This is a genomic window from Streptomyces sp. NBC_00353, from assembly GCF_036108815.1.
In the GTDB taxonomy this organism is placed as follows: Bacteria; Actinomycetota; Actinomycetes; order Streptomycetales; family Streptomycetaceae; genus Streptomyces.
On the sequence record NZ_CP107985.1, the window covers coordinates 6,588,018 to 6,611,339 of the forward strand.

The window sequence follows — 23,322 nt, forward strand, 5'->3', positions numbered from 1 at the left end:
CAGTGTTGAAGACGGACGCACCCGTCCATTGTTAACACACCGATACCGGAAAGCGCAGAGGTCATGACCGAGATCATCGCAGGGGTGGAGATTCCTGAAACGGCGGCGGTCGCCGAAGCCACCCGCCTCATTCAGAAGATGACCAGCCCCCTCATCTACCATCACTCCCGGCGCGTTTTCGTCTTCGGTGCCATTCATGCTCGCAGGCTCGGCCTGCAGCCCAACCCGGAGCTGCTCTACCTGTCCGCCATGTTCCACGACACCGGCCTCTTGACGCCCTTTTCCGATGTGGAGCAGCGCTTCGAAGTCGATGGAGCTGACCATGCACGCAAGTTCATGCTCGACCACGGTTTCCCGACGGCCGCCACCGACGTGGTCTGGACAGCTATCGCGCTGCACACGACGCCGGGAATTCCCGGCCGGATGGGCCCGGAGATCGCCATCACGAATTTCGGCGTTCTGACCGACGTGCTCGGCTTGGGTCTGGACGAGCTGGACCACGCCCAGGTGGAAGAGATCACCGCCGTTCATCCGCGGGGCGACTTCAAGAACGAGTTCCTGCAGGCCTTCGTCGACGGACTCAAGCACCGCCCGGAGACCACGAACGGAACCGTGAATGCGGACGTGCTGGAGCACTTTGTTCCCGGCTTCCGTCGCACAACCACGGTCGAGCGCATCATCGGTGCGCCTTGGCCGAGCTGATCGGAGAGCCGTAACGGCAACGTGACGGAACATGCAGGTCGTCCTCGCCCCGGCCGTCGTCCCGTACGAGACGCCGCTGCCGCTGAGCGCGCCGCAGCGGGTGTGACGGCGGAGGACCTTCACGAGGAAACCACAGAATAATCCTCTGCGGTCCGTCAAAGGCTTTCCGTGTCCAACGGTCATGACGAAACCGGTCTCGGTTTCCATCCCGGCAACTGGACTTTGGCGCATGATGGCGCGAATATCTGCGGTGTGGTTCAGGAGCAGGCCGGAAAATGCGCGATTCTTTCTGTGCTCGCGAAACTCTCATTCGAAAATTTCTTCCAGAAAGGACCCATCATGCAAGCCATCACCGTGCGAGACCGTGACGCGGGTGTAGGCGGGCTCTCCCTCACGGACATGCCCTACCCCCACGCCGCTGAGAACGATGTCATCGTGCGGGTGCATGCCGCGGGGTTCACCCCTGGAGAGCTCGACTGGCCGGGAACCTGGTCCGACCGTGCCGGCCGCGACCGAACGCCGAGTGTGCCCGGGCACGAACTCTCCGGCGTTGTCGCCGAACTGGGCTACGGAACCACGGGCCTGACCGTCGGCCAGCGGGTGTTCGGACTGGCCGACTGGACCCGAAACGGATCACTGGCCGAGTACGCCGCGGTGGAGGCCCGCAATCTCGCTCCGCTTCCGGCGGACGTCGGCCACACGGTGGCCGCCGCCCTGCCGATCTCCGGGCTGACCGCATGGCAGGGCCTGTTCGACCACGGCCGCCTCACCACAGGCCGGACCGTCCTCATCCACGGTGCCGCCGGCGGTGTCGGGTCGATCGCCGTGCAGCTCGCACGCGAGGCGGGCGCCCGAGTGATCGGCACCGGACGGGCCGCCGACAGGGACACAGCACTCGGTCTCGGCGCGGACACCTTCGTGGACCTGCAGAACGACCGGCTCGAAGACATCGGCGAGGTCGACCTCGTGTTCGATGTGCTCGGCGGCGACATCCTCGAACGCTCGACCGCCCTGGTACGCGCCGGTGGCACCCTCGTCACCATCGCCATGCCGCCCAGGATCCAGCCCGAGAACGGTCGGGCCGTCTTCTTCGTCGTCGAAGCCGACCGGGTCCGCCTCGCGGATCTCGTCCAGCGTGTCCGGGACGGACGACTCAAGCCGATCGTCGGGGATGTGCCGCCGCTGTCCGAAGCGCCCGCGGCGTTCGCCCCCGAGGGGCGCCGCACGCGCGGCAAAACGATCATCCAGATCGCGGAGGACTGAATGCGAGCGCCCGATCCTGAAGATCAGGCCTCCTCGCCCGACGCCTGATGGCCATGGCCGCCCGCGTCGTTACGTGCTTGCCGAGCAGGCCCCCGAGTCGGTGCTGGTCCAGTACGCCCGGCTCGCTGTCCGGGCGGCAGAACGCGCACGGCTCGATGTTCGGATCCGTGAGGGCGACGCGGGCCTAGTGATCTCCGATCGGGTGCGCGCTGCCCACGATCGAGGGGCAACATCGACCAGCGACGACCGACAGTGACCGCTCCTCCGGGCTTGATCGTCCGTACCGCCCTGATCAGGGGGGCTCCGAGGTTCCCGTTTCCGTCCTGGGGTGGACGTCAGGCAAGATGGGGTGTATCTGCCCACACCTCTATTGCTGCCGGACGGTTTCTCTTGGCTGAGTTCATCTACACCATGCGCAAGACGCGCAAGGCGCACGGCGACAAGGTGATCCTCGATGACGTCACCCTGAACTTCCTGCCCGGCGCGAAGATCGGTGTCGTTGGCCCCAACGGTGCCGGTAAGTCCACGGTGCTGAAGATCATGGCGGGCCTGGAGCAGCCGTCCAACGGTGACGCGTTCCTGTCGCCCGGCTTCAGCGTCGGCATCCTCATGCAGGAGCCGCTGCTCGACGAGTCGAAGACCGTGCTGGAGAACGTCCAGGCCGGCGCCGCCGAGATCATGGGCAAGCTCACGCGCTTCAACGAGGTCGCCGAGCTCATGGCGACGGACTACTCGGACGCGCTGATGGAGGAGATGGGCAAGCTCCAGGAGGACCTGGACCACGCCAACGCGTGGGACCTGGACGCCCAGCTGGAGCAGGCCATGGACGCCCTGGGCTGCCCGCCCGGCGACTGGCCGGTCGTCAACCTCTCCGGTGGCGAGAAGCGCCGTGTCGCGCTCTGCAAGCTGCTGATCGAGGCCCCGGACCTGCTCCTCCTCGACGAGCCCACCAACCACCTCGACGCCGAGTCGGTGAACTGGCTGGAGCAGCACCTCTCGAAGTACGCGGGCGCCGTCGTCGCCGTCACGCACGACCGGTACTTCCTGAACAACGTCGCCGAGTGGATCCTCGAGCTGGACCGCGGCCGCGCGCTCCCGTACGAGGGCAACTACTCCACGTACCTCGACAAGAAGGCCACCCGGCTCAAGGTCGAGGGCCGCAAGGACGAGAAGCGCGCCAAGCGGCTCAAGGAAGAGCTGGAGTGGGTCCGCTCCAACGCCAAGGGCCGGCAGACCAAGTCCAAGGCACGTCTCGCCCGGTACGAGGAGATGGCGGCCGAGGCGGACAAGATGCGGAAGCTGGACTTCGAGGAGATCCAGATTCCGCCGGGCCCGCGGCTCGGTTCCATCGTCGTCGAGGTCAACAACCTCTCGAAGGCCTTCGGCGACAAGGTCCTCATCGACGACCTGTCGTTCACGCTGCCGCGCAACGGCATCGTCGGCGTCATCGGTCCGAACGGTGCGGGCAAGACCACGCTGTTCAAGATGATCCAGGGCCTGGAGACGCCGGACACCGGCGCCATCAAGGTCGGCGAGACCGTCAAGATCTCCTACGTCGACCAGAGCCGCGCCAACATCGACCCCAAGAAGACCCTCTGGGCGGTCGTGTCGGACGAGCTCGACTACATCAACGTCGGCCAGGTCGAGATGCCGTCGCGTGCGTACGTCTCCGCGTTCGGCTTCAAGGGCCCGGACCAGCAGAAGCCGGCCGGTGTCCTCTCCGGTGGTGAGCGCAACCGCCTCAACCTGGCGCTGACGCTCAAGGAGGGCGGCAACCTGCTGCTCCTCGACGAGCCCACCAACGACCTCGACGTCGAGACCCTGTCCTCGCTGGAGAACGCACTCCTGGAGTTCCCGGGCGCCGCGGTGGTCATCTCCCACGACCGCTGGTTCCTGGACCGCGTCGCCACGCACATCCTGGCGTACGAGGGCGACTCCAAGTGGTACTGGTTCGAGGGCAACTTCGAGTCGTACGAGAAGAACAAGGTCGAGCGTCTCGGCGCGGACGCGGCCCGCCCGCACCGCGCCACGTACAAGAAGCTCACGCGAGGCTGATCGTCTTGGCTCGTCATATCTACAGCTGCCCGCTGCGCTGGTCGGACATGGATGCCTTCGGCCACGTCAACAACGTGGTCTTCCTCCGCTACCTGGAGGAGGCGCGCATCGACTTCATGTTCCGGCTGGCGCCGGGGGACGGCTCGCCGTCCTTCGCGGGCGGGTCCGTCGTGGCCCGGCACGAGATCGACTACGTGCGCCCGCTGGTCCACCGGCATGCGCCGGTGACCGTCGAGTCGTGGGTCACGAAGATAGGTGCCGCGTCGCTGACGATCTGCTACGAGATCAAGGACCCGGACCAGGTGTACGTGCGGGCCTCGACCGTCGTCGTGCCGTACAACCTGGCCGAGGAGCGGCCGCGGCGGATCTCCGCGGAGGAGAAGCACTTCCTCCAGGAGTTCCTGGCCGAGGAGCCCGCCGCCGCATGACGGTTCCCGTGCAGCTGTTGGAGTTCGCGGACGCGAGGGAGGCGGCGGATCTTGCCGCCTTCCTCGGCCGGCTGCTCCACTACGACCGGGCGGCCGCCGTCCGTCTGCAGGCGGGCGGCGGGGCGCTGGCCGTGTTCGGCAGGCCGCCGTCGTTCGAGGTCCTCGCCATCCGGGCGGCGCGGCTGCGCGGCACGCACGACTTCGACATCACCGTGTCCGCCGGTGAACTCCTCGAATCGCTCGACATCGATGGCGGCACCCACGAGGCACTCGGTGCGGGCACCCTGCCCGCGCCCGTCACCGGGCCGCCGTGGACCGGGGTCCTCCCGCCGCGCGGCGGCTGGCACGAGCAGCCGGGACTGCCCGACCCCGTCTCCCTGCGCGTCGAGCTGAGCGCCGCGGTGGCGGAGTTCCGCTCCCGCGACGAGGCGCTGCCCGCGGACCGCCGCACCAGGGCTGAACGGGACCTGATCGGCCGCGAGATCTGGTCGCGCACGGTCGGGGAGACGGAACTCCCGCTGCGCGCCGTCCACGCCGCCCAGTCCCTCGGCTTCCTCCGCCCGGCCCCGGACTTCCCGGTCGCCGTGCTCGCGTCTGGCCCCTGGCTGCGGCTGCGTACCCCGTTCGGCTCGATCGCCCTGCGCGGTGCGGGCGGCCTCGGCGATCTCGGGGTGTCGGTCGGCGTCCGATGACGCCGCGTCCGGAGCGGACCTGCGGGAGAGGCGCCCGCTATCCGCGCTGCTGGTCGTCCGGCCACACCCCGATGTGGTCCTGTTCCAGTTCCAGCATCACTCGGTGCTCCATCCCGAGCGTCTCCGTGTAATCGGCGGGCAGTTGCAACCGCCCCGCGCGGTCGAGCATCGCGTACTCGCGGGCCACCTGGGACTCCTGGCCCGTCGCCGCGTCCACCTCCGTACGGCGCAGCACCTCGGACGACGTACGGCCGTCGCGGATGGCGACCGTACGGCGGACCTCGCCCGCCACCGCCTGGTCGTGGGTGACGATCACGATCGTCGTGCCCAGCTCCTCGTTGGCCCGGCGGAACGCGGCGAAAACCTGCTCGCCCGTCGCCGAGTCCAGCTCGCCGGTCGGTTCGTCGGCGAGCAGCACCGAGGGATTGTTGGCGAGCGCCACCGCGATCGCCACCCGCTGCTGCTGGCCGCCGGACATCTGCGCGGGCCTCCGGTCGCGGCAGTCCGCGACCTCCAGCATCTGCAGCAGCGACTCGGCGCGCGCGGCGCGTTCGCGGCTCCGGCCGCGGCCGCGCAGCTGCATGGGCAGCGTGACGTTCTGGACGGCGGTGAGGTAGGGGAGCAGGTTGCGGGCGGTCTGCTGCCAGACGAACCCGACGACGTCCCGGCGGTAGCGGAGCCGCTCCTTCGGGCCCATCGACAGCAGATCGCAGCCCGCGACCTTCGCCGACCCGGCCGTCGGCACGTCGAGGCCCGCCAGAATGTTCATCAGGGTCGACTTGCCGCTGCCGGACGCCCCGACGAGCGCCATCAACTCGCCCTCGGTGACCAGCAGATCGAGGCCCTGGAGGGCCTGCACCTCCACCCCGTCCGCGCTGAAGATGCGGACCAGGCGATCGCAGGCGATCAGCGCGTCGTGCCCGTACGAGGGCCGGTCGCGGCGTGCGGCGGCCCGCTGTTCGAGCTCCGCCAGAGTGGTCTCGGTCGTCGACGACGTCATCGGGTGTCTCCTGCCCTGAGTTCGGTGATCGATCCACGGCGCCCGGCCAACCAGGCCTGTACGGCTGCCACGGTGGCGGCGAGGGCGACCACGCCGAGCGCCGGCAGCGCCAGCGACCACGGGTCGGCCCGCAGCGGAGCGGTGTCGAGTGCGTCGGAGCCGGGCCCGCTGGACAGCGCCAGCTGTACCAGGTCGACGCCGGGTGCCAGCAGAGCGATCGTCGACCAGCCGACGAGCAGTCCGCCGACGGCGGCCAGCAGCGCCTGCGGCATCGCCTCGAGTCCGAGGAGCCGTCGGCCCTGCCGGACGGTGAGGCCCATGGTCCGCAGCCGGGCCAGCAGCGCGGTGCGTTCCGGAGCGGTCTGCAGCAGCGACAGCAGCACGGCGAGCAGTGCGTAGCCTGCGCCGGCCGTGATCGCCGCCGCGTAGATCCGCTCGGCGCCCGACTGCATGGGGGTGTCGACGAACGCCGCGCGCTCCTCGGACCGCAGGTGTACGGAGAACGTCGAGCCCGCCCGGTGCGCGGCCGCGCGCAGCGCCTTCGCGTCCGGGGAGCCGCCGGTGACCAGCAGGGCGGTGGTCTGGCGGTGGGTGAGGGACGCGGCGTCGACGATCAGGAAGCCGGCGCTGTCGACGGCCGGTGTGCGCGTCACCGTTCCGACGACGCGCACCTTGAAGTCCCCGGCCTGTGAGTGGATGTCGCGCGGCCGTTCGCCGAGCCGCTCGGCCACGGCCGGTGAGGCGAGGACGGGCAGCACCCGGTCCTTCGACGGCAGCGTGCCCTTCCTGGGCGCCGCTCCGGTGGCCTTCAGCCGGTCTGCGGGGAACGATCCGAAACCGGTCGCGCGCGCCAGCTTCGCGTACGTCCCCGGATCGACACCGACCAGCGCGGCGCCCTTCGCGTCCTCGATGCCTGCGTCGTTGGACGGCAGCGGTACGCCGTACTCGATCTGGACCGGCGCCACATCCCGTACACCGCCCGCCTTCCGTACGTCCCGGACCAGCCGGTCCGGCAGCGGCATCGCATCGCCCTCGCCGCTGATCCGCGCGTCCGCACCGGTGATCCGCACCGCCGCATCGTCCCGGGCGTCCGCGACGCCCGCCAGCACCGAGCCGCCGAACGCCGCCGTCGTCAGTGCGACCAGCAGCGCCAACAGGGCCGGTGCGCCACTCACTGACGCGCGCCCGGCACGGGCCAGTGCGAGGAAGCCGACCGCGCCGCGCAGCCGTGCGACGGTGCGGGAGGCGAGCCGCAGCGGCAGCGGGTACAGGCGGGCGAGGACCAGCGCCGCGATCAGCCCGACCAGCACCGGAGCTGCGCTGACCAGGAAGTCCGTACCGCCGCTCGCGGCGGTACCGCGGCGGCGCAGCGCGGCGACCGCGCCGACGGCCAGCACCAGCACGGTGAGTTCGGCAACCGTGCGCCGCCGCGACGGGCGGGCGGTCATCATGTCGTCGCGGGCGCCGTGCAGCTGCGGTCTGCGGTGAGCGAGCGTCGTACCCAGCGGCAGGGCGACACAGACCAGTACGGCGACGGCTGTGGCCCCCACGACCGCGGGCCACAGCCGGGCCCCGCCGACGGCGGCAACGGCGAGCAGCAGACCGAGAGCCGCCGCGGGCACCGCCGTCACCGCGGTCTCCGCGAGCAGCCGCCCGCCGATGCCGCGCAACGATCCGCCGCGTGAGCGCAGCAGGGCCAGTTCGCTGTGGCGGCGGGCGGCGAGCAGGCCGCCCGTCATCAGCAGCACGACGGCGGCGACCGCGCCGATCCCGACGGCGGCGACCGTGACGACCGGGCTGATCGCCGAACGCAATGCGTCGTACCGGGTGAGGACCACGTCCAGATCGGTCGTCAGTGTCGCTGCCGGACCGGCCAGCGCCCGGAGCTTCAGCAGCTCCGGGCCGCTCTCCAGAGACGCCACCTGGGAGCGCAGCCGGTCCACGTCGAGCGCGGTGAGCCGGGAGGCGTCCGGCGCGATCCGCCAGTACGGCTCGGGCGCACCGGTCGTGGACAGCAGGGCGGGCGCCGCGTCCGGCGGCAGCAGCAGGGCCGCAATCCAGTAGTAGCGGGGAGGGGCCTGCCTGACGTCCGCCGGGACCAGCGAAGGGGTGCGCAGCAGGCGCTCGAACGACCAGTAGGCGGCACCCGGAAGCTTCGGGGCGACGATGCCGGTGATCCGTACGGTCAGCGGCTCGTCGCCCCGGGTCGGTACCGCGATCGTCGAGCCCACCTTGAGCTCGAGGGTCTTCGCGGTCTCCTCGGTGACCGCGGCCTCGACCTCCTTGGTCGTAGTGGTGACCTCGCCGTGGACGGCGGGCCAGGCGCCGTCGCGCAGCCTGGCGTGGGCCGGCAGGGCCGACGGGGTCGCGTACGTCAGCTTGGGGTCGAGGCCACTGGGCCGGGGCAGCCATTTCTCCCCGGCGGCGATCGGCTCCGTCGTGCGGATGCCGTACGAGGACTGGAAGGCGTCGGCGCGCACCGGTTCGGGCAGCCGGGCCAGCACCTTGCGGTGGACCGCGCCCAGCGCATCCTTGCGCACCGCGGCCGCGCGCTCCGCCTCTACGCCCAGGGCGGGCGGCGGAGCGGTCAGCTCCAGGACGCTCCGCCTGGGGTCCTCGACGATCAGGTCGTGGCGCAGCCCCTTGCTCTCGTACGCGTCGACGGCCCGTGGGAACGCGGCGGCGAGGAATGCTGTGACCAGCACCAGCAACCCGAGCGCGCAGGCGGCCGCGGGCGCGGTGCGCAGCCGGGTACGGACCCACGGGGCACAGGCCGCGGCCCGGGCGACGCCTGCGGAACGACCGCTGTCGGAACGTGGGCTCATGTCAGTTGTCCCCCTGGTGGCGCAGCGAAGTCACCGGGTCGGCGCGGCGCAGGGCGATCGCCGCCACGATCAGCAGCGGCAGCACGGCGACGCCCGCCAGCAGCGCGGCGACCTGCCCGGCCGGCAGCTGCACCAGCACGGGCGGCACCGGCTGGGCGGCCTGCCCGGTCAGCACGATGAGTGGCACGACGGCCCTGGTCAGTACGGCCCCGAGCGCGAACCCGACCAGCAGCGCGATGGCGATCAGCACGCCCTGCTCGGCGGCGATCATCCGGGCCGGCCCGCGGCGTGGCGCCCCCAGCGCCCGCAGCACGGCGAATTCGGCGGACCGTTCGCGCTGCGATCCGACAGCGCTCACCGCGAAGCCGACCGCTGCCAGCGCGGCGGCGACGACCGCCACCGCGAGCAGCGCGGACTGCGGTCCGGCGCCCAGCGGGTCGCCCAGCAGATCCCGGGCCACCTCGTCGCGGACCAGGACCTGCGCCGGGTCGGTGTCGGGCTGCTCGCGGAGTGCGGCGGCGACCTTCCCGGCCTGGCCGGGTTCGGTGCTCAGCCACCATTCGGTGGCGGTGAGGACCGCGTTCGGACGGTCCGCGAACACCTGGCCGAGGGCTCTGAAGTCGAGCAGCAGCGCACCGCCGTCCCGCTGCCGGGACGCCTCGGCGGCAGTGGGGGTGGCGGCGCCGCCCGGCCCGGTGGTGGGCACCTGACGGACCGTCCGCACGATCTTCACCCGGACCGTTTCGCCGGCCAGCGTGACATCGACGTCCTGCCCCACTTTCGCCCCGGACGCCTTCAGATAGCTGTCGGTGGCGACCCCGCGGAGCGGTGGGGCCTCGGCGCGGGCCGCAGCGACCCGCACGTTGAGCGTCGGCACCCCGTAGTCCGCTTCGTCGACCGGCACGGACCCGGTGTCGTATCCGAGCGTCAGCGGGTCCCGGTCGGACGCGGCAGCCCGGACGGGCGCGCCCGGCCGCGTCTCGTTGAGCAGACTGGTGGTCAGGGCGGCCCGCCAGCCGAACCCGGTCGGTACGGGGACCGGCTGCTCGGTGCCGTCCGCGGTCACGGTCCGCAGTCGGCTCACGGCGACCCGGTGTGTCTCGGCACGGTCGACGGGCTGCCTGCTGTCCAGCTCGAACCCGGTCACGGCCAGCTCACCGGCGGCCGCCACCGCGAGCGACAGGGGATGCGCCCGGCCATCGGCCGGCACGGGTCCGACGAGCACCTGGTACGGAATGCCGTAACGGTCCTCCAGCTCCACGGTGACCAGCGGGGCCATGCCGGACGGCGACGCCCGGTGCGGTGCGGAGGCCACGGTGATCCGCAGGTCGAACCGGATCTCCCTGCTGCCCTTCGGCAGCAGCAGCCCGGTCCGCGCGGTCTTCGGCGGTTCGAGCGCGCCGAGCAGCCGGTCCACCGGTTCGCCGGCGAGATCGTCGCGCATCAGCATCCGCTCGTCGGCGTGCGCGGTGTCCAGGGCGACCACGTCCGCCGTGCGGTCGCCGGACAGATCCACCGTCGTACGGAACGCGGGCGCCGCCTCCCGTACCCCCGGCAGCTGTGCGTATGCCCCGGCCTTCGTCGGATCGCCGTTGATTCCGCCGACCGTGCGCACCGACGCGCCGGTCCTGAAGTCGGCCTGGTCGCCCTGCGAACGGTCCCAGGACGCACTCTGCCCGATCGCCAGCATTCCCATCGCGGCAGCCAGGACCAGCAGCAGCACCGGTCCGGCGCCGCGCAGCGGGCGGCGGCTGAACTGCCAGCCGGCCAGCGCGGTGGACAGCCCCCGACCGCCCGCCGCTCGACGTTCCGCCAGCCTGGCCGCGGGCGGCAGCAGCCGCAGCGTCAGCACGGTGCCCGCGAGCAGCAGCAGCGCGGGCGCGGCGACGAGCAGCGGATCGACGCCGAGATCGCCCTCCCGGTCACCGCTGAGCGCACCGCTGCCGGAGCTGCCGGTCTGCCGGTCGAGCTGCCAGTACGCCACCGCCGCGATGAGCAGCAGTCCGATGTCGGCGCCCGCGCGCACCGGCCCGGGCAGCGCGGCGGCCCGGGTACGGCTGCGCACCCCCGCGCTGGCCGCCAGCGCGGGCGCGACGACGGCCAGTGCACAGGCCAGCGCGACGGCGGCGGCCACCAGCCACACGGTGCCGGTCGCGCCCGCGTCGAGCCGCAGCCCGAGCCGGGTCAGCTCGCTGCGGTCCGCCAGCAGCCGGGTCAGCGGCCCGGCCAGCAGCGGGGCGATGACGGCGGCGGGCAGCGCCAGCAGCAGCGCCTCGATCGCGGCGAGCGAGGTGATCCGGCCGCGCGAACCACCGCGGGCCCGCAGCAGTTCCGTCTCGCCGCCGCGCTCACTGCTCAGCAACCGGGCCACGAGCAGCAGCGCGTAACCGGCGAGCAGCACCAGCTGCACGGCGACGATCATCAGGGTCGAGCGGGACACCAGCAGCGCCCGGTCGATCTGGTCGAGGACGGTGGGCAGCGAGGTCTGCGCGAGGGCCCCGTCCTTGAACTCCGGGGCGGCGAGGAGCGCCTTCGGGCCCCTGGTCGATGCGGTGTGCAGCGCGTCGATGCGGTCCGTGGTGACGGTACGGAAGTCGGCGACGGCCAGCCACGACATCTCGCCCGAGCTGATCCGCCCGGAGTCGAGCACCGCGGGATCGGTGAGCAGCGGACCGTACGTGGTGAAGAAGACCTTGCGGATGCCGCGCCCGCCGAGCTCGTCCAACTGCCAGTACGGGTCGGCCTGGTCGGCCGCCTCGTAGAGGCCGGTGATCAGGACCGGCAGCCTGGTGCCGTCGGCGAGCCGGTCGGTGAGCGTGAGTCGCGCGCCGGGCTTCAGCTTCAGGACATCCGCGGCGACGGAGGGCAGGGCCACTTCGACGGGGGCGCCGCTCTTCCCGCTCCCGGCGCCGGGCATGCGGCCGGCGGTGAGACGGACGCGGCTGCGGTCGAGCGCGGCGAACCGGGTGAGATCGGGATCGCCGCGCCGGGCCGCCGGAGCCTGCAGGCTGCGCGGCAGGGCGTACGGCCCCGAGGCCTCCAGCGTCCGTACGGTCACCGCCAGGCCGTCGAACGTCTCATGGGCGGCCTTGCGCGCGGTCGCGTCGGCCGCATCCCGCTGCTCGCGCTCCACCTGCGCGGAGATGACGAGCGAGGCGGACGCGGCGGAGCGGTGGGTGAGCGTGTGGCGCAGGGCCGCGTCACCGATGGAGCCGGAGAAGGCGGTGAGTGCCGCCAGCACCGATGTGGTGAGCAGGACGGCCAGGACGGCTGCGGCGAGAAGGAGCCGATGCGCCCTCACCCGCAGAAAGACGAACCCCGTCACCTGGCCCCCTCGACACTGTCACCCCACACGCCCCCCGACGCTCCCAGGATGCTTTCAGAGCGCACCCACCTCTGGAAACCGCTTACAGGTGCACCTTGATGGGATCGTGACCGTTATGCGGCGGCGGAGCACCGCATTCCGCACGGTGCATGGGTGCGGGAAGGGGGAGAAAGGTGCGGGAAGGGGAGAAAAGGGAGAACGGGGCTGAGCCGTCAGTCCTCGGTGTTCACCATCGAGGCGGCGGCGTACGTGAGGTAGTCCCACAGCTGCCGCTCGTGCTCCGGGGACAGCCCGAGCTCGTCGAGAGCCACCCGCATCCGGCTCAGCCAGGCATCGTGTGCGGCCCGGTCCACCCGGAACGGGACGTGCCGCATCCGCAGCCGAGGGTGACCGCGCTGCTCGCCGTACGTCCGGGGACCACCCCAGTACTGGATCAGGAACAGTGTGAACCGCTCCTCGGCCGGCCCCAGATCCTCCTCCGGATACATCGGCCGCAGCAGCGGGTCCTCGGCAACCCCCTGGTAGAAGCGGTGGACCAGGCGCCGGAAGGTGTCCTCGCCGCCGACCTGCTCGTAGAAGGTCTGCTCCTGAAGCGTGTCGTGCGGATTCTCTGTCACCCGTCCATGGTCGCAGACGCACCGGCCGAGGACCTGGGTCCTAGGACCCTGGCCCGGACGGCCACTGTGCGCCTCGTCGCTTCCGGCGGGCGCGAGCGGGAGAGTGGAGGTATGGGCCCATACCTCGATCAGTTCTCGGAGGCCGGCGCCGGGGCCCGGTGGGCGATGGTGCAGGAAATGGTCGCGCGCGGTGCGTTGAAGGACCCCGCCTGGCGTGCCGCGTTCGAGGAGGTGCCGCGCCATCTGTTCGTGCCGTACTACTTCGTGACCGGGACCGGCGGGCCCGAGCGGCTCTGGTGCGAGGACCCCGACCCGGCCCGGCGGACCCGGTGGCTGCACGGGGCGTACGCGGACGAGGCGCTGGCCACCCGGATCCGGGACGGTGAGCTCGTCTCGTCGAGCAGTCAGCCGTCGATGATGGCCCGGATGCTGGAGGAGCTGGAGATGGCGGACGGCATGACCGTCCTGGAGATCGGTGCGGGCACCGGCTACAACGCCGCGCTGCTCGCTCTCCGCCTGGGCGACGACGCGGTGACCACCATCGACCTCGACCCGGAGATCACGGAGTCGGCCCGCAGGCATCTCGCGGCGGCCGGCCACCACCCGGCGGTGATCACCGGGGACGGGGCGCGGGGCTGCCCCGAGCGGGGCCCGTACGACCGGATCATCGCTACCTGCACCCTGCCGTCGGTACCGCAGGCATGGCTGGCGCAGTGCAGGCCGGGGGCCCGGATCCTGGCGCCGTTCGCCACCGGTCTGATCATGCTGGAGGTGCGGGAGACGCCGCACGGAAGGTCCGCCGAGGGGCGGTTCCTGCACACGCCCGCGTACTTCGTGCCGCTGCGCGGGGCGGTGCCACCGCCGGTGCGCCACCCGCACACCGCGGGCCTGCCGAGGCGGGTGGCCGACAACGAGTTGTTCCTGTTCCTGCTGACGCTGACCGAGCCCACTCTCGACCCGCGCGAGGCCCTCTCGCTCTGGCAGCGCGAGAGACGCCCCGAGCGGGCGAGGTTCGGCATCACGGTCCGGGACGGGCGGCAGTGGGCCTGGCTGGACGACCCGGAGGGGCCGTACGCCTGGCCACTGCCCGCCGACCTCACGGACTGAGCGTTCCGGTCAGCCGCGCCGGATGGTGATCGTCGTCCACGCCCCGACGTGCACCTGGTCGCCGTCCTGGAGCGGAACGGGGACGTAGGGCTGGATCGGGTCCTCGGCGCCGTTGAGCGTGGTGCCGTTCGTGGAGTTCTGGTCGACCACGGCCCAGCTGCCGTCGGGCTGCTGCACCAGCACCGCGTGCTGGTGCGAGACCCCCGGGTCCTCCGGCGGCACGGACAGATCGACATCGGGGGACTCGCCGGTGCTGTGCCGACGACGGCCGATGGTGACCTGGTTGCCGGTGAGCGGAAGGCGCTGCTCCGGGGAGTACGCGGGCAGGTTGAGCCCGGTCGCCTCGGGGCCGCTGCGCTGCATCATCGCCAGGAAGTACTCACGGTCCGGGGCGATGACCGCCGTCCAGTTCGCGGGCGCCTGGTTCGGGACGTGGCTCTGGAACGGCGGCGACTGCTGCTGCCTCGGGGGCTGCGGAGCCTGCGGTGCCTGCGGCTGCGAGGGCGGCGGCAGCATCCAGTCGTCACCGCCCGGCTGCTGAACCTGCGGCTGCGGCGGCGCGGTCTGCTGCTGGAAGGACGGCGGGGGCGGCGGGCCCTGTTGCTGGAACGGGTTCGGCGGGGGCGGCGGGCCCTGCTGCTGGAACGGGTTCGGCGGCTGCTGCGGACCCGGTCCCGGAGGACCCGGGTGGCTGCCGGGACCGGACAGCGGCTCGGCCGGACGGTTCACCTGCGAGGGCCGGGAGCTCTGGTATTCGAACGGATCGCGCTGCTGCTGCGGCGGCGGACCCTGCTGCGCCTGGAAGCCGGGCGGCAGGTTCAGACCGGGCACCGGTCCGCCGGCACCCGGGCGACCGGGGCCCCCGGGCTGCGGGGCCAGCGGGGTGTACGACGTCGCCGTGTTCGTGAGGAAGTTCCACCGGCACTCCTCGCAGAACGGCGCCATCGCCTCACGCGGGGTGCGGCACTGCGGGCAGAGCTCCGCCTGCTGCGTCGCGTCGGGGCCGGGGCCCTGCGGGTAGCCGTAACCGGGAGCGGGCGGCGGGGGAGGCGGCGGTGGGACTGCACCCGCGGGCGCGCCCGCGCCGGCCATGCGATGGCCGCAGACCTCGCACCAGTCGTCGGAACCCGACTGGTGTCCGTTCGGGCAGGTCGGCATGTCGGCGCTTCCCCCTCTCCTCGTCCGGCCCCGGGGGCCGTCATCTCTGTTGCTTCGCCAGGTCGCCGAGCCGGCCGGCTGCCGGTCGGCCATCAGGTCATTTCTTCACGCGAACGGTCTTGGTGGAGCGCGTTTCGAGGGTCATCTCGTCGGCCTCCGCCACCTTCGCCTTCAGTCGCACAGTACCTGTCGCCGCATCGACGACGTCCACCACCTTCGAAAGCAGTTTCGCAGTGTCAGCGTTCCCGGAGGCCGAAGCCAGCTGCACCGCACGGCCCAATTTCGCCGTCGCGCCGTCGAAGTCTCCCGACTTGCGCGCTTCGAGCCCCTGTTGGATGACTTGTGCCAGTTCCGCCTGCCCCGTGTAGTGCGCGACCTGCGGATTGATCGAGGTGGACGCCACCATGTCGTCGGTCCACACCGCCCGCACCAACCCCTGCGAAAGCGTCTGCGGAGCCGCCGTCCCCGACGGGTCGGGGAGGATCAAGGAGACACGGGCCGCGAGCATTTCCTGCCCGATCCCGGCCTCCGGCACCTGTACACACACGTGGTAGTCGCGGGACTCGTCGCCCCAGGACCCGGTCGGGTAGTCCCCGGCGCGCGGGCCCGCGTCGGTGCGGCGGTCGGTCAGCTCGGCGACCGTCGGCGCGACCTGTTTCACGAACTTGATCTCGACTCCGACGGGCGTCCAGAGCCGCAGCGCCACGTCCGCGACCTCCTTGCCCATCGCGTTCTCCATCATCTGCGTGAAGTCCGCGGCGAGCCCCGCCGGATCGGCGACGATGTCCACGGTGCCGAGCAGCGCGGAGGCTATGGCTGTGACTTCTTTCACCTCCCAGTCGGTGCCGACACCGCGGGCGTCACAGGTGAAGCGGCCCGCGCACGCCTCGAGCGCGTCCCGCAGGTCCTGGGGCGACTCGTGCTCGTTGCGGCCGTCGGTGAGAAGGATCCCGTGCCGGATGTCCACATCGGCGGCGCCGAGCAGCCGGTCGGCAAGCCGCAGCCAGGTGCCGATCGCCGTACCGCCGCCCGCACTGAGCCGACGCAGCGCCTCCTTGGCCTGGGCCCTGGTCTGTGCGTCGGCGGTGGCGAGGCGGCCGTTGCCCGGGTAGACCTCCTTGGCGACGTGGGTACCGCCGACCACGGCGAACGACGTGCCGTCGCGCAGGGTGTCGATGGCCGCGGCCGTCGCGTCCCGGGCGTTGCGCATCTTCGTCGGCGGATAGTCCATCGAACCGGAACAGTCCACCATGATCACCACGGCGGCGTTCGGCCCCTGCCCCGGCACATGGGCCGGCGAGGCGGTCGCACCGGTCAGTGGGACGCCACCGGTGGTGCCGCCGCCGGTCGACGTGACCGTGACGATCGCGTTGACCTCGCGGCCGCCCTCCGGCAGATATTCGTTCTGGTACACCTCGACGGAGAACTGCGGCACGTGGGACTTGGAGAAGTTGGCCATCTGATCGGCTCCTGGCGAAGGTGGCAGAGCTGGCAAAAGGTCGCAGTGGGCGAACGGACGGACGGAACCGGACTCAACAGGACTCAAGCGGTGCTGTAGGCCGATCCTGCCCCTTGCGGCGGTACGGCGAACGGCAGGAGAGCCACTGTTACGTTGTCGTGGCCCCCACCGTCGAGCGCGTGACCCACCAGCACCTGGGCGCCGTGCAGCGGTCGTTCGTGTGCGTCCGGGGGGACGGCGGCGGCCATTTCGGCGGCCGACTCCGCGTAGTTCCACAGCCCGTCCGTGCACACCACTACCAGACCCGCCCGGTCCGGTTTGAACGAAGCGGTGTGCGGCTCCAGTTCGTACGCATCGGCGCCGAGCCAGCCCGTGATGGCGTGGGCGCGCTCGTCCGCGTACGCCTCGGCCTCGTTCATCAGGCCCGTGGCCACCATCTGCGCGGCCCAGGAGTCGTCCTCGGTGAGCCGGGCGGGCGGGGTGGTGCGGTCGTCCGGCACCCAGTAGACGCGGCTGTCGCCGACCCAGCCGACGACCAGCAGGCCGCCCGCCATGACCGCACCGACCAGGGTGCAGGCCGGGGCGTTCTGATGGTGGTGCGGATCGCGCTCCTGGGCCCGGCCGTCGTCGTGGGCCAGTGAGTTGACCGACTCGGCGGCGGCGACGATCGCCTCGTGCATCGCCTGCTGCGGGTGGACGCCGCGCGGCAGCGACTCCAGCAGTGACTCGTTGGCGGCGATCGCGGCGGCGGCGGAGGCCTCGTCGGGGCGGCTCGCGGACGAGACGCCGTCGCAGACGATCGCGACGACGGCCGGTGAGCCGTCCGGCAGGGCGGTGGTCGATACGGCGAACGAGTCCTCGTTGCGGTGATGGCGCAGCCCCCGGTCGCTGACGGCGGCCACCGAACCGAGTTCCTGCTCCATGTGGTCGCGCTCGCGGGGCTGGGCGTGACCGCAGTTCTCGCAGTAGCCGTCGGGGTCGACATGACCGGCGCGGCAGGCGACGCACAGCTTGGTGCCGTCCGGCGGGGTGAGGGCCGCCTCCGGGAAGGCGGCGCCCGCGAAGGTACGGGGGTCGGGGGTGACGGGCGCCGCCAGCTCGAAGTCGTCCGAGTCGTAGCCCGAGGTGTTCGGACGGTCGAAGCGGACCCCTGCGGAAGCAGGTACCGGGGCACCGCCCGGCACAGGCGGTTCGGACCGGTCGGCCACGGCCGCTGCCGACCATTCGACCGAACCCGAGGCCGCCGCGGTGGGCGCGCCCGGTCCGGGAGCCGCCGGGCCGTCCGGCGCGCGGCCCTCCACGGGCGCGGCCATCGCGATCGTCGGGTGATCCTCCGGCGGCGCCGGTACGACCGACAGGTCGTACCCGCACGCACCGCAGAACAGGTCGCCCGATTCCAGCGGCTCCTCGCAGTTGGGACACCTCGACAAGGCGGTCTCCTGGTGCATCTGCGACATCTTCACACCCACGTCCGGGGGCGGAAGCGGTTGGCCCGCTCCACCAGTTCGATCCTCTCGTCGCCGCGCTGCGCAAGCCGGGCGAGCATCCGGTACGAACGCTCAAGACCGAAACGCAGCCCGCGTTCGTCCACCTCGCTGCCGAGCAGCATCCTCGGTCCGGCAGGAGCACGGGACTGAGGGGAGTCCGGCCGGTCCGTGGGGCTTCCGGAGAGTACCCAGTCCAGCGCCGTCCCCAGCACCTCGGTCGACAGCTGCTCGCGGCGCACCGCGTCCAGTCCGAAACTCTGCAGCCCGGACACCTGATCGGCGGCGGCCGTCAGATCGGCGATCAGCGGCTCGTGCGGGGCGCGTTCACGCAGCCGGGCCCGTACGGCGGCGACCCGGGCAGCGGTGTAGTGGATCGACGCCTCGGGCACGGACTCCAGCGTCCGGACGGCCGCGGCCCGGTCCCCGGCCGCTATCTGCACCCGGGCCAGGCCGAACGCCGCGCTGACGAAGCTCGGATCGGTCGTCCACACCAGGCGGTAGTACTCGGCGGCGTTGTCCAGCTGGCCGAGGACCTCCGCACAGATGCCGAGCGCCAGCTTGGGAGCGGGCTCACCGGGGAACGCGTCGTAGACCGCGTCGAACGACAGCGCGGCGGTCTCGTGGTCACCCGTCACCAGCGAGGCGATCCCGCGGTACCAGACGACCCGCCAGTCGTCCGGGTGCTGAGCCTCCAGACCGGTCAGGGTCTGTCCGGCGGCGCCCAGTTCGTTCATCTCCAGGCGGGCGCGCAGCTCCCGGAGCCTGGTCTCCAGCGAGGCGGCGGGTACGGCCTGCAATGCGGCAATCAGTTCGGCGGGTGCGGACGCCATCAGTCCGGCGAGGAAGCCCGCGTTGGGGTCGTTCGCGTCCACCCGCGGTACGGGCAGCGCGAGCGAGGTGGCCCGCGCGTCGAGCCCGGCCAGCCGCGGTACGCCCGGAGCGGAGGCGCCCGGCAGAGGCCCGGGGACGACCGGTGCGGGCGCGACCCGGGGTGCCGGAATGGCCGCCTGCGTCCGTGCGTACGGCGCGGTGGCGCCGTTGCCGCCCCGTACGTGCGTGGCGGATGCCGACAGCGGTGCGGCCCCCGGAGCCGACTGCCCGGGAACGAACGGCGGCGCACCGGGCGCCACCACCTGCCCGACCGCAGCCGGCGAGGCAGCCGGAACTCCGCCGAACGCCGCAACCGGACTCCGGTCCTTCCCCCTGCGCCGGCCGGCCGGCTCCGTCCGCACCCCGAGCCGCGACACATCGTCCGTCAGCTCGGCGAACAACTGCGTGTCCGTGACCCGCAGTTCCGTGCCGAACAGCGTCGAGAGCGCCGGTCGCGGCCGCCCCGTCTGCAGCGCCACGACCTCCCGCAACACCCCCGTCAGCTGCTCCGCCATCTCCGACGCAGAGGCGAACCGTCTCGCCGGATCCGGATCCGTGGCCCGGACCAGCAGCCGGTAGAACGACTCGTACCTCCGGAACACCTCGATGTTGTCCGGGTCCGGCAGCGAGTCCACGAAGACGTTCGTGTACCCCTGGAAGTCGAAGGTGAGCACCGCGAGAGTCCGCGCGACCGTGTAGAGATCGGAGGCGACCGACGGGCCGACCTCCGCGACCTCCGGCGCCTGATAGCCCACCGTGCCGTAGATGGCCGACTCCTCGTCGTCCATCCTGCGCACCGCGCCCATGTCGATCAGCTTGAGCTGGTCCTCGGTCTGGATCGCGTTGTCGACCTTGAAGTCGCAGTACAGCAGATTGCGGCTGTGAAGATGGCCGAGCGCCTCCAGCGCCTCGATGCCGTAGGCGCAGGCCTGCTCGACCGGCAGCGGATCCCGCTTCCCGGTCGGGGTACGGCGCTCGTTCGCGATCTCCTTGAGCGCCTTGCCGCCGACGTACTCCATCACGATGTAGCCGTCGAGCGAGCCGGTGCGCTGGTCGAGATGCTCGACGAAGTTGTAGATCCGGACGATGTTGGAGTGCTCGATCTCGGCGAGGAAGCGGCGCTCCGAGATCGCGGCCGCCATGGCGTCCTGGTCACCGGTGTCCAGCAGGCCCTTGAGGACCACCCAGCGGTCCGAGACCGCACGGTCCACCGCGAGGTAGACCCAGCCGAGCCCGCCGTGCGCCAGACAGCCCGCCACCTCGTACTGGCCGTGCACGATGTCGCCGCCGTGCAGCTTCGGTACGAAGGAGTACGGGTGGCCGCACTTGGTGCAGAACCCCTCGGTCCGGCCCGGCCGTTCACCACGGGACCGGCCCACCGGGGCCCCGCAGTCGGAGCGCGAACAGAACCGTTTCCGCTCCGGCACCTCCGGGTTCTCCATCACCGCGGAGCGCGGATCGGGGCGCGGCACGTCCGGCACCTGCACCAGACCCGCGCCCAGCCGGTTGCGCCCGGACGCCCCCGTCGACGTCCCGGAGGAGCGCACCGACACCGAGCGGGACGTGGCGCTGCCCGACAGGGAGCGCGACAGCCGCCCCGACACCGAACGCCGGGAGGTCGACGAGCGGGCCGAGGAGCGCGAGGAGGCCCGGGACGACGCCCGCGAACCGCTCCGTGCCGAACTGCTGTTGCCGCCCTTGCCACTCGCACCGTTGGCCGCGATGCCGGTGGGCGGCGAGCTCACCATCCCCGTCGGCGAGACGACCGGAGCCAGACCGCAGGTGTTGCAGTACAGCTCACCGCCGCCCATGTCCTCGTAGTTGCCCTCGCACGCGGGGCGCTGGCACTGCGTACTCATGGTCTGTCCCCCTGTTCGCCCCGCCGCAGCAGCGGCCCGTTCACCCTGCCCGTACTCGTACGCCTGCTCATCGCCGGTCCTCCGGTGCGAACGGCCGGCGCGGGTTCAGCAGCTCCGCCACCGCCTCCTGATAGCGCAGCACCGCCTGCGCGGCGACCCGCAGATCGCACGGCGCGCTCCACAGCATGCGGCGCGCCGCGTCGTACCGCTCGATCAGTACCGGGTCCTCCGCCAGGCCGTGCCGGGCCACCTTCGCCTTGTACGCGTCCAGCCGGCCGCGCAGCTCCGCCCGGACCGCCAGCGGCGCGGTGACCGCCGTCAGCGACTCGCGGGCGCGCAGCAGTTCGTCCTCGGCCTCCCGCTCCAGGGACTCCAGCAGCGGTGACAGCCGGTGCCACTGGGCGTGCCTGCGGTACTCCGACGCGGCGGCCAGCCGCTCCTGGAGGGCCGTCGGCGGGCCACTGACCGCGGGCACCTCGGAGGCGGCGATCTTCGCCAGCACCTCGCCGCGCGCCGACCGGGCCTCGGCCAGCGTGCGGTCCGCGCGGGAGAGGATGTCGCGCAGCTGGACGAGGCGCTGCTCGGCGTCCTGCCGGACCGCGAGGACCGCCTCGATCTCCCGGCGCACGTCGTCCAGGGCGCGGGCCGCCCGGTCGTAGCGCGCCGTGTCCGGACGGCCGCCGCCGGGCGCCGCGCTGCCGGGGCCCGGCAGCCAGAACGCCAGCGGATCGGAGATCACCTGCACCCGCAGCGTGGTCAGCTCATGGGTGATCGACTCCAGGTCGTCGCCCGCCGGATGCTCCCCGGGCCGTACGCCGACGGAGTGCGCCAGCGAACGCGTACGGCGCAGCTCGGCGGCGAGCAGATCTATCCGGGCGGGCAGCGCGGACCATACGGAGTCGGAGGCGACGACCATGTCCAGCGAGCGCGCGTACAGATCGTTCATCCGGGCGACCAGCTCCTCCAGCGAGAACCGCTCGGAGAGCTTGGCCGGGCCGGTGATCGACGGATCTGCCCGGGTGGCGGTGGACGCCAGCGTGACGCTCCGGCCGCGCAGCAGCTCGGTCAGCGCCAGCAGGTCGTCACGGTTGGGGGAGCGCCGCCTGGCCCGGATCTCACGGGCCTCCTCGATCGCTGCGGCGTAGGCGTCGAAATACCCCCACAGCAGCGTGATGGACTGCTCGGTGATGGCCCAGCGCTCCTTGGTGACACCGGTCAGATCGGCGCCCTCCAGGAGCCGGCGGCCGGCATGGTCCTGCAGGGCGAGGAGCGAAGTCTCGATCGCTTCGTGCTCCGCACCGAGCCGGGCCAGCGCACGGTCCGCCTCGTCCCGGTCCAGGACCGGGCCGGGGGGCTTCCCCGCATAGCCGGGGAAGGGGCCCGCGACGCCCATCGATCACCTCTCTGCTCTCCCTGCCGGGCCGGGCCCGGCAGGATCAAGGACTAGTTGCTCCGGTACTTGGGCGCAGGCGGCGCCGATATCCCGGGCAGTCCGCTCGCCAGCCACTTCCGGTACGACACCATCCAGGGGCTGTCGGCGCCTCCCTTGCGGTAGTCGACCAGCACCTGATTGACCCGGGCCACCAGGTCGTTCGCGCCGCGCTTCGTGGCCACGCCGTAGTACTCGGTGGTGAACGGCTTGTCGCCCTTGAGGACGACGGCCGGGTCCTGGGCGGCCTGGCCCGCCGCCAGGGCGTTGTCGGTGACCACCGCGTCGACCTCACCCATCTGCAGCCGGACCAGGCAGTCCAGCTGGTTGGGGACGGTGAGCTGGTCCTCGTCCGCCTCGGTGCCGTCGTGCCGGTCCTTGAACCTGGCGCCGAACGACTGCTTCTCCAGTGCCTCGTACGCGGTGGAACCCTCGGCGGTGCAGACCCGCTTGCCGGCCAGGGACTTGTCGTACCCCGTGATCGGCGAGTTCTTCGGCGCGAGGACCTGCTGACCGGCCTGGAAGTAGGCCGTGGAGAACGAGACCTGTTTCAGCCGGCTGCAGTTGATCGTCATCGTCCGGACGACGACGTCGACCTTGTCGTTCTCCAGGGCGGCGATGCGCTGGTTGGTGGGGATGGCCCGGAAGATCACCTTGTCCGGGTCGCCCAGGATGTTCTTCGCGATGGCCCGCACCAGATCGATGTCGAACCCTTCGAGCTTCCCGGTCTCCGGGTTGCGGTAGCCCCAGCGGAAGCTGTTCTGGTCGACGCCGGCGATCAGCTTCCCGCGCTCCTTGATTTTCGCGATGCCCGGCCCGTCGGCGCTCGACGGCTGCAGGCTCGCCTCCGGGTCCGTGCAGTCGCCGGCGCTGGCCGGCACCGCCGTGGCCGTACCCGGCCCGGAGACACCGACGCCGAACGGCCCGGAGCCGCCGTGCGAGAGCGGCAGCAGGGTGAGCGACGCCGTCACCGCACAGGCCACGGCCATCCCCGTCACCCCGCCCCAGCCGCGCAGCCTGCCCCGGGTGGAACTCGTCCTGGTCAT

The 23,322-nt window shown here is 71.9% G+C and carries 16 protein-coding genes; 6 read left to right on the top strand and 10 right to left on the bottom strand.

Going from position 1 to position 23,322, the window contains the following annotated elements; all coding sequences use genetic code 11:
• Window positions 1-63: 63 nt before the first annotated feature.
• The 5 genes from OHA88_RS29700 to OHA88_RS29720 all read left to right on the top strand — a co-directional run bounded on the left by OHA88_RS29700 (window position 64) and on the right by OHA88_RS29720 (window position 5,140).
• Window positions 64-702, top strand: coding sequence for an HD domain-containing protein (locus OHA88_RS29700; RefSeq protein WP_328627768.1), 639 nt, complete (start codon window positions 64-66; stop codon window positions 700-702).
• A gap of 339 nt (window positions 703-1,041) precedes the next feature.
• Window positions 1,042-1,965: an NADP-dependent oxidoreductase gene (locus OHA88_RS29705; RefSeq protein ID WP_328627769.1), complete on the top strand. Its 924-nt coding sequence runs from the start codon at window positions 1,042-1,044 to the stop codon at window positions 1,963-1,965.
• 390 nt (window positions 1,966-2,355) lie between these two features.
• Complete coding sequence (gene ettA / locus OHA88_RS29710) at window positions 2,356-4,020, top strand: energy-dependent translational throttle protein EttA (RefSeq protein ID WP_267005135.1); 1,665 nt, start codon at window positions 2,356-2,358, stop codon at window positions 4,018-4,020.
• Window positions 4,021-4,025: 5 nt separating this feature from the next.
• The gene (locus OHA88_RS29715; protein WP_030921448.1) at window positions 4,026-4,448 is read left to right on the top strand and encodes an acyl-CoA thioesterase; all 423 of its coding nucleotides are present in this window, start codon (window positions 4,026-4,028) and stop codon (window positions 4,446-4,448) included.
• Window positions 4,445-5,140 carry a hypothetical protein gene (locus OHA88_RS29720; RefSeq protein WP_328627770.1) on the top strand — a complete coding sequence of 232 codons (696 nt, stop codon included), beginning with the start codon at window positions 4,445-4,447 and terminating at the stop codon, window positions 5,138-5,140. Before OHA88_RS29715 ends, OHA88_RS29720 begins: the two co-directional genes overlap by 4 nt.
• 37 nt (window positions 5,141-5,177) lie before the next feature.
• On the opposite strand, the gene OHA88_RS29725 is transcribed toward OHA88_RS29720, so the two are convergent.
• The 4 genes from OHA88_RS29725 to OHA88_RS29740 all read right to left on the bottom strand — a co-directional run bounded on the left by OHA88_RS29725 (window position 5,178) and on the right by OHA88_RS29740 (window position 12,907).
• Window positions 5,178-6,140, bottom strand: a complete 963-nt coding sequence (locus OHA88_RS29725; protein WP_326630290.1) for an ABC transporter ATP-binding protein — start codon at window positions 6,138-6,140, stop codon at window positions 5,178-5,180.
• The gene (locus OHA88_RS29730; protein WP_328627771.1) at window positions 6,137-8,965 is read right to left on the bottom strand and encodes an FtsX-like permease family protein; all 2,829 of its coding nucleotides are present in this window, start codon (window positions 8,963-8,965) and stop codon (window positions 6,137-6,139) included. The genes OHA88_RS29725 and OHA88_RS29730 overlap by 4 nt, the downstream gene beginning before the upstream one ends.
• A gap of 1 nt (window position 8,966) precedes the next feature.
• The gene (locus OHA88_RS29735; RefSeq protein WP_328627772.1) at window positions 8,967-12,290 is read right to left on the bottom strand and encodes an ABC transporter permease; all 3,324 of its coding nucleotides are present in this window, start codon (window positions 12,288-12,290) and stop codon (window positions 8,967-8,969) included.
• A gap of 212 nt (window positions 12,291-12,502) precedes the next feature.
• The gene (locus OHA88_RS29740) at window positions 12,503-12,907 is read right to left on the bottom strand and encodes a globin (RefSeq protein ID WP_328627773.1); all 405 of its coding nucleotides are present in this window, start codon (window positions 12,905-12,907) and stop codon (window positions 12,503-12,505) included.
• A gap of 111 nt (window positions 12,908-13,018) precedes the next feature.
• Here OHA88_RS29740 and OHA88_RS29745 point away from each other — a divergent pair, with 111 nt between their 5' ends.
• A complete protein-coding gene (locus OHA88_RS29745) occupies window positions 13,019-14,014 on the top strand; it encodes a methyltransferase domain-containing protein (protein WP_328627774.1) in 996 nt (331 codons plus the stop codon).
• Between the two features lie 9 nt (window positions 14,015-14,023).
• Here OHA88_RS29745 and OHA88_RS29750 read toward each other — a convergent pair whose 3' ends face one another.
• The 6 genes from OHA88_RS29750 to OHA88_RS29775 form a co-directional block, all read right to left on the bottom strand.
• On the bottom strand, window positions 14,024-15,172 hold the full coding sequence (locus OHA88_RS29750) for an FHA domain-containing protein (RefSeq protein ID WP_328627775.1): 1,149 nt from the start codon (window positions 15,170-15,172) through the stop codon (window positions 14,024-14,026).
• Window positions 15,173-15,269: 97 nt separating this feature from the next.
• Entirely contained in the window at window positions 15,270-16,631 is a 1,362-nt protein-coding gene (locus OHA88_RS29755) for a vWA domain-containing protein (protein ID WP_328627776.1), read from the bottom strand.
• Window positions 16,632-16,714: 83 nt separating this feature from the next.
• The gene (locus tag OHA88_RS29760; RefSeq protein ID WP_328627777.1) at window positions 16,715-18,094 is read right to left on the bottom strand and encodes a PP2C family serine/threonine-protein phosphatase; all 1,380 of its coding nucleotides are present in this window, start codon (window positions 18,092-18,094) and stop codon (window positions 16,715-16,717) included.
• Window positions 18,091-20,847 carry a tetratricopeptide repeat protein gene (locus OHA88_RS29765; protein WP_328627778.1) on the bottom strand — a complete coding sequence of 919 codons (2,757 nt, stop codon included), beginning with the start codon at window positions 20,845-20,847 and terminating at the stop codon, window positions 18,091-18,093. Before OHA88_RS29765 ends, OHA88_RS29760 begins: the two co-directional genes overlap by 4 nt.
• 67 nt (window positions 20,848-20,914) lie before the next feature.
• Window positions 20,915-22,240, bottom strand: coding sequence for a hypothetical protein (locus OHA88_RS29770; protein ID WP_328627779.1), 1,326 nt, complete (start codon window positions 22,238-22,240; stop codon window positions 20,915-20,917).
• Window positions 22,241-22,290: 50 nt separating this feature from the next.
• Entirely contained in the window at window positions 22,291-23,322 is a 1,032-nt protein-coding gene (locus tag OHA88_RS29775; RefSeq protein WP_328627780.1) for a glutamate ABC transporter substrate-binding protein, read from the bottom strand.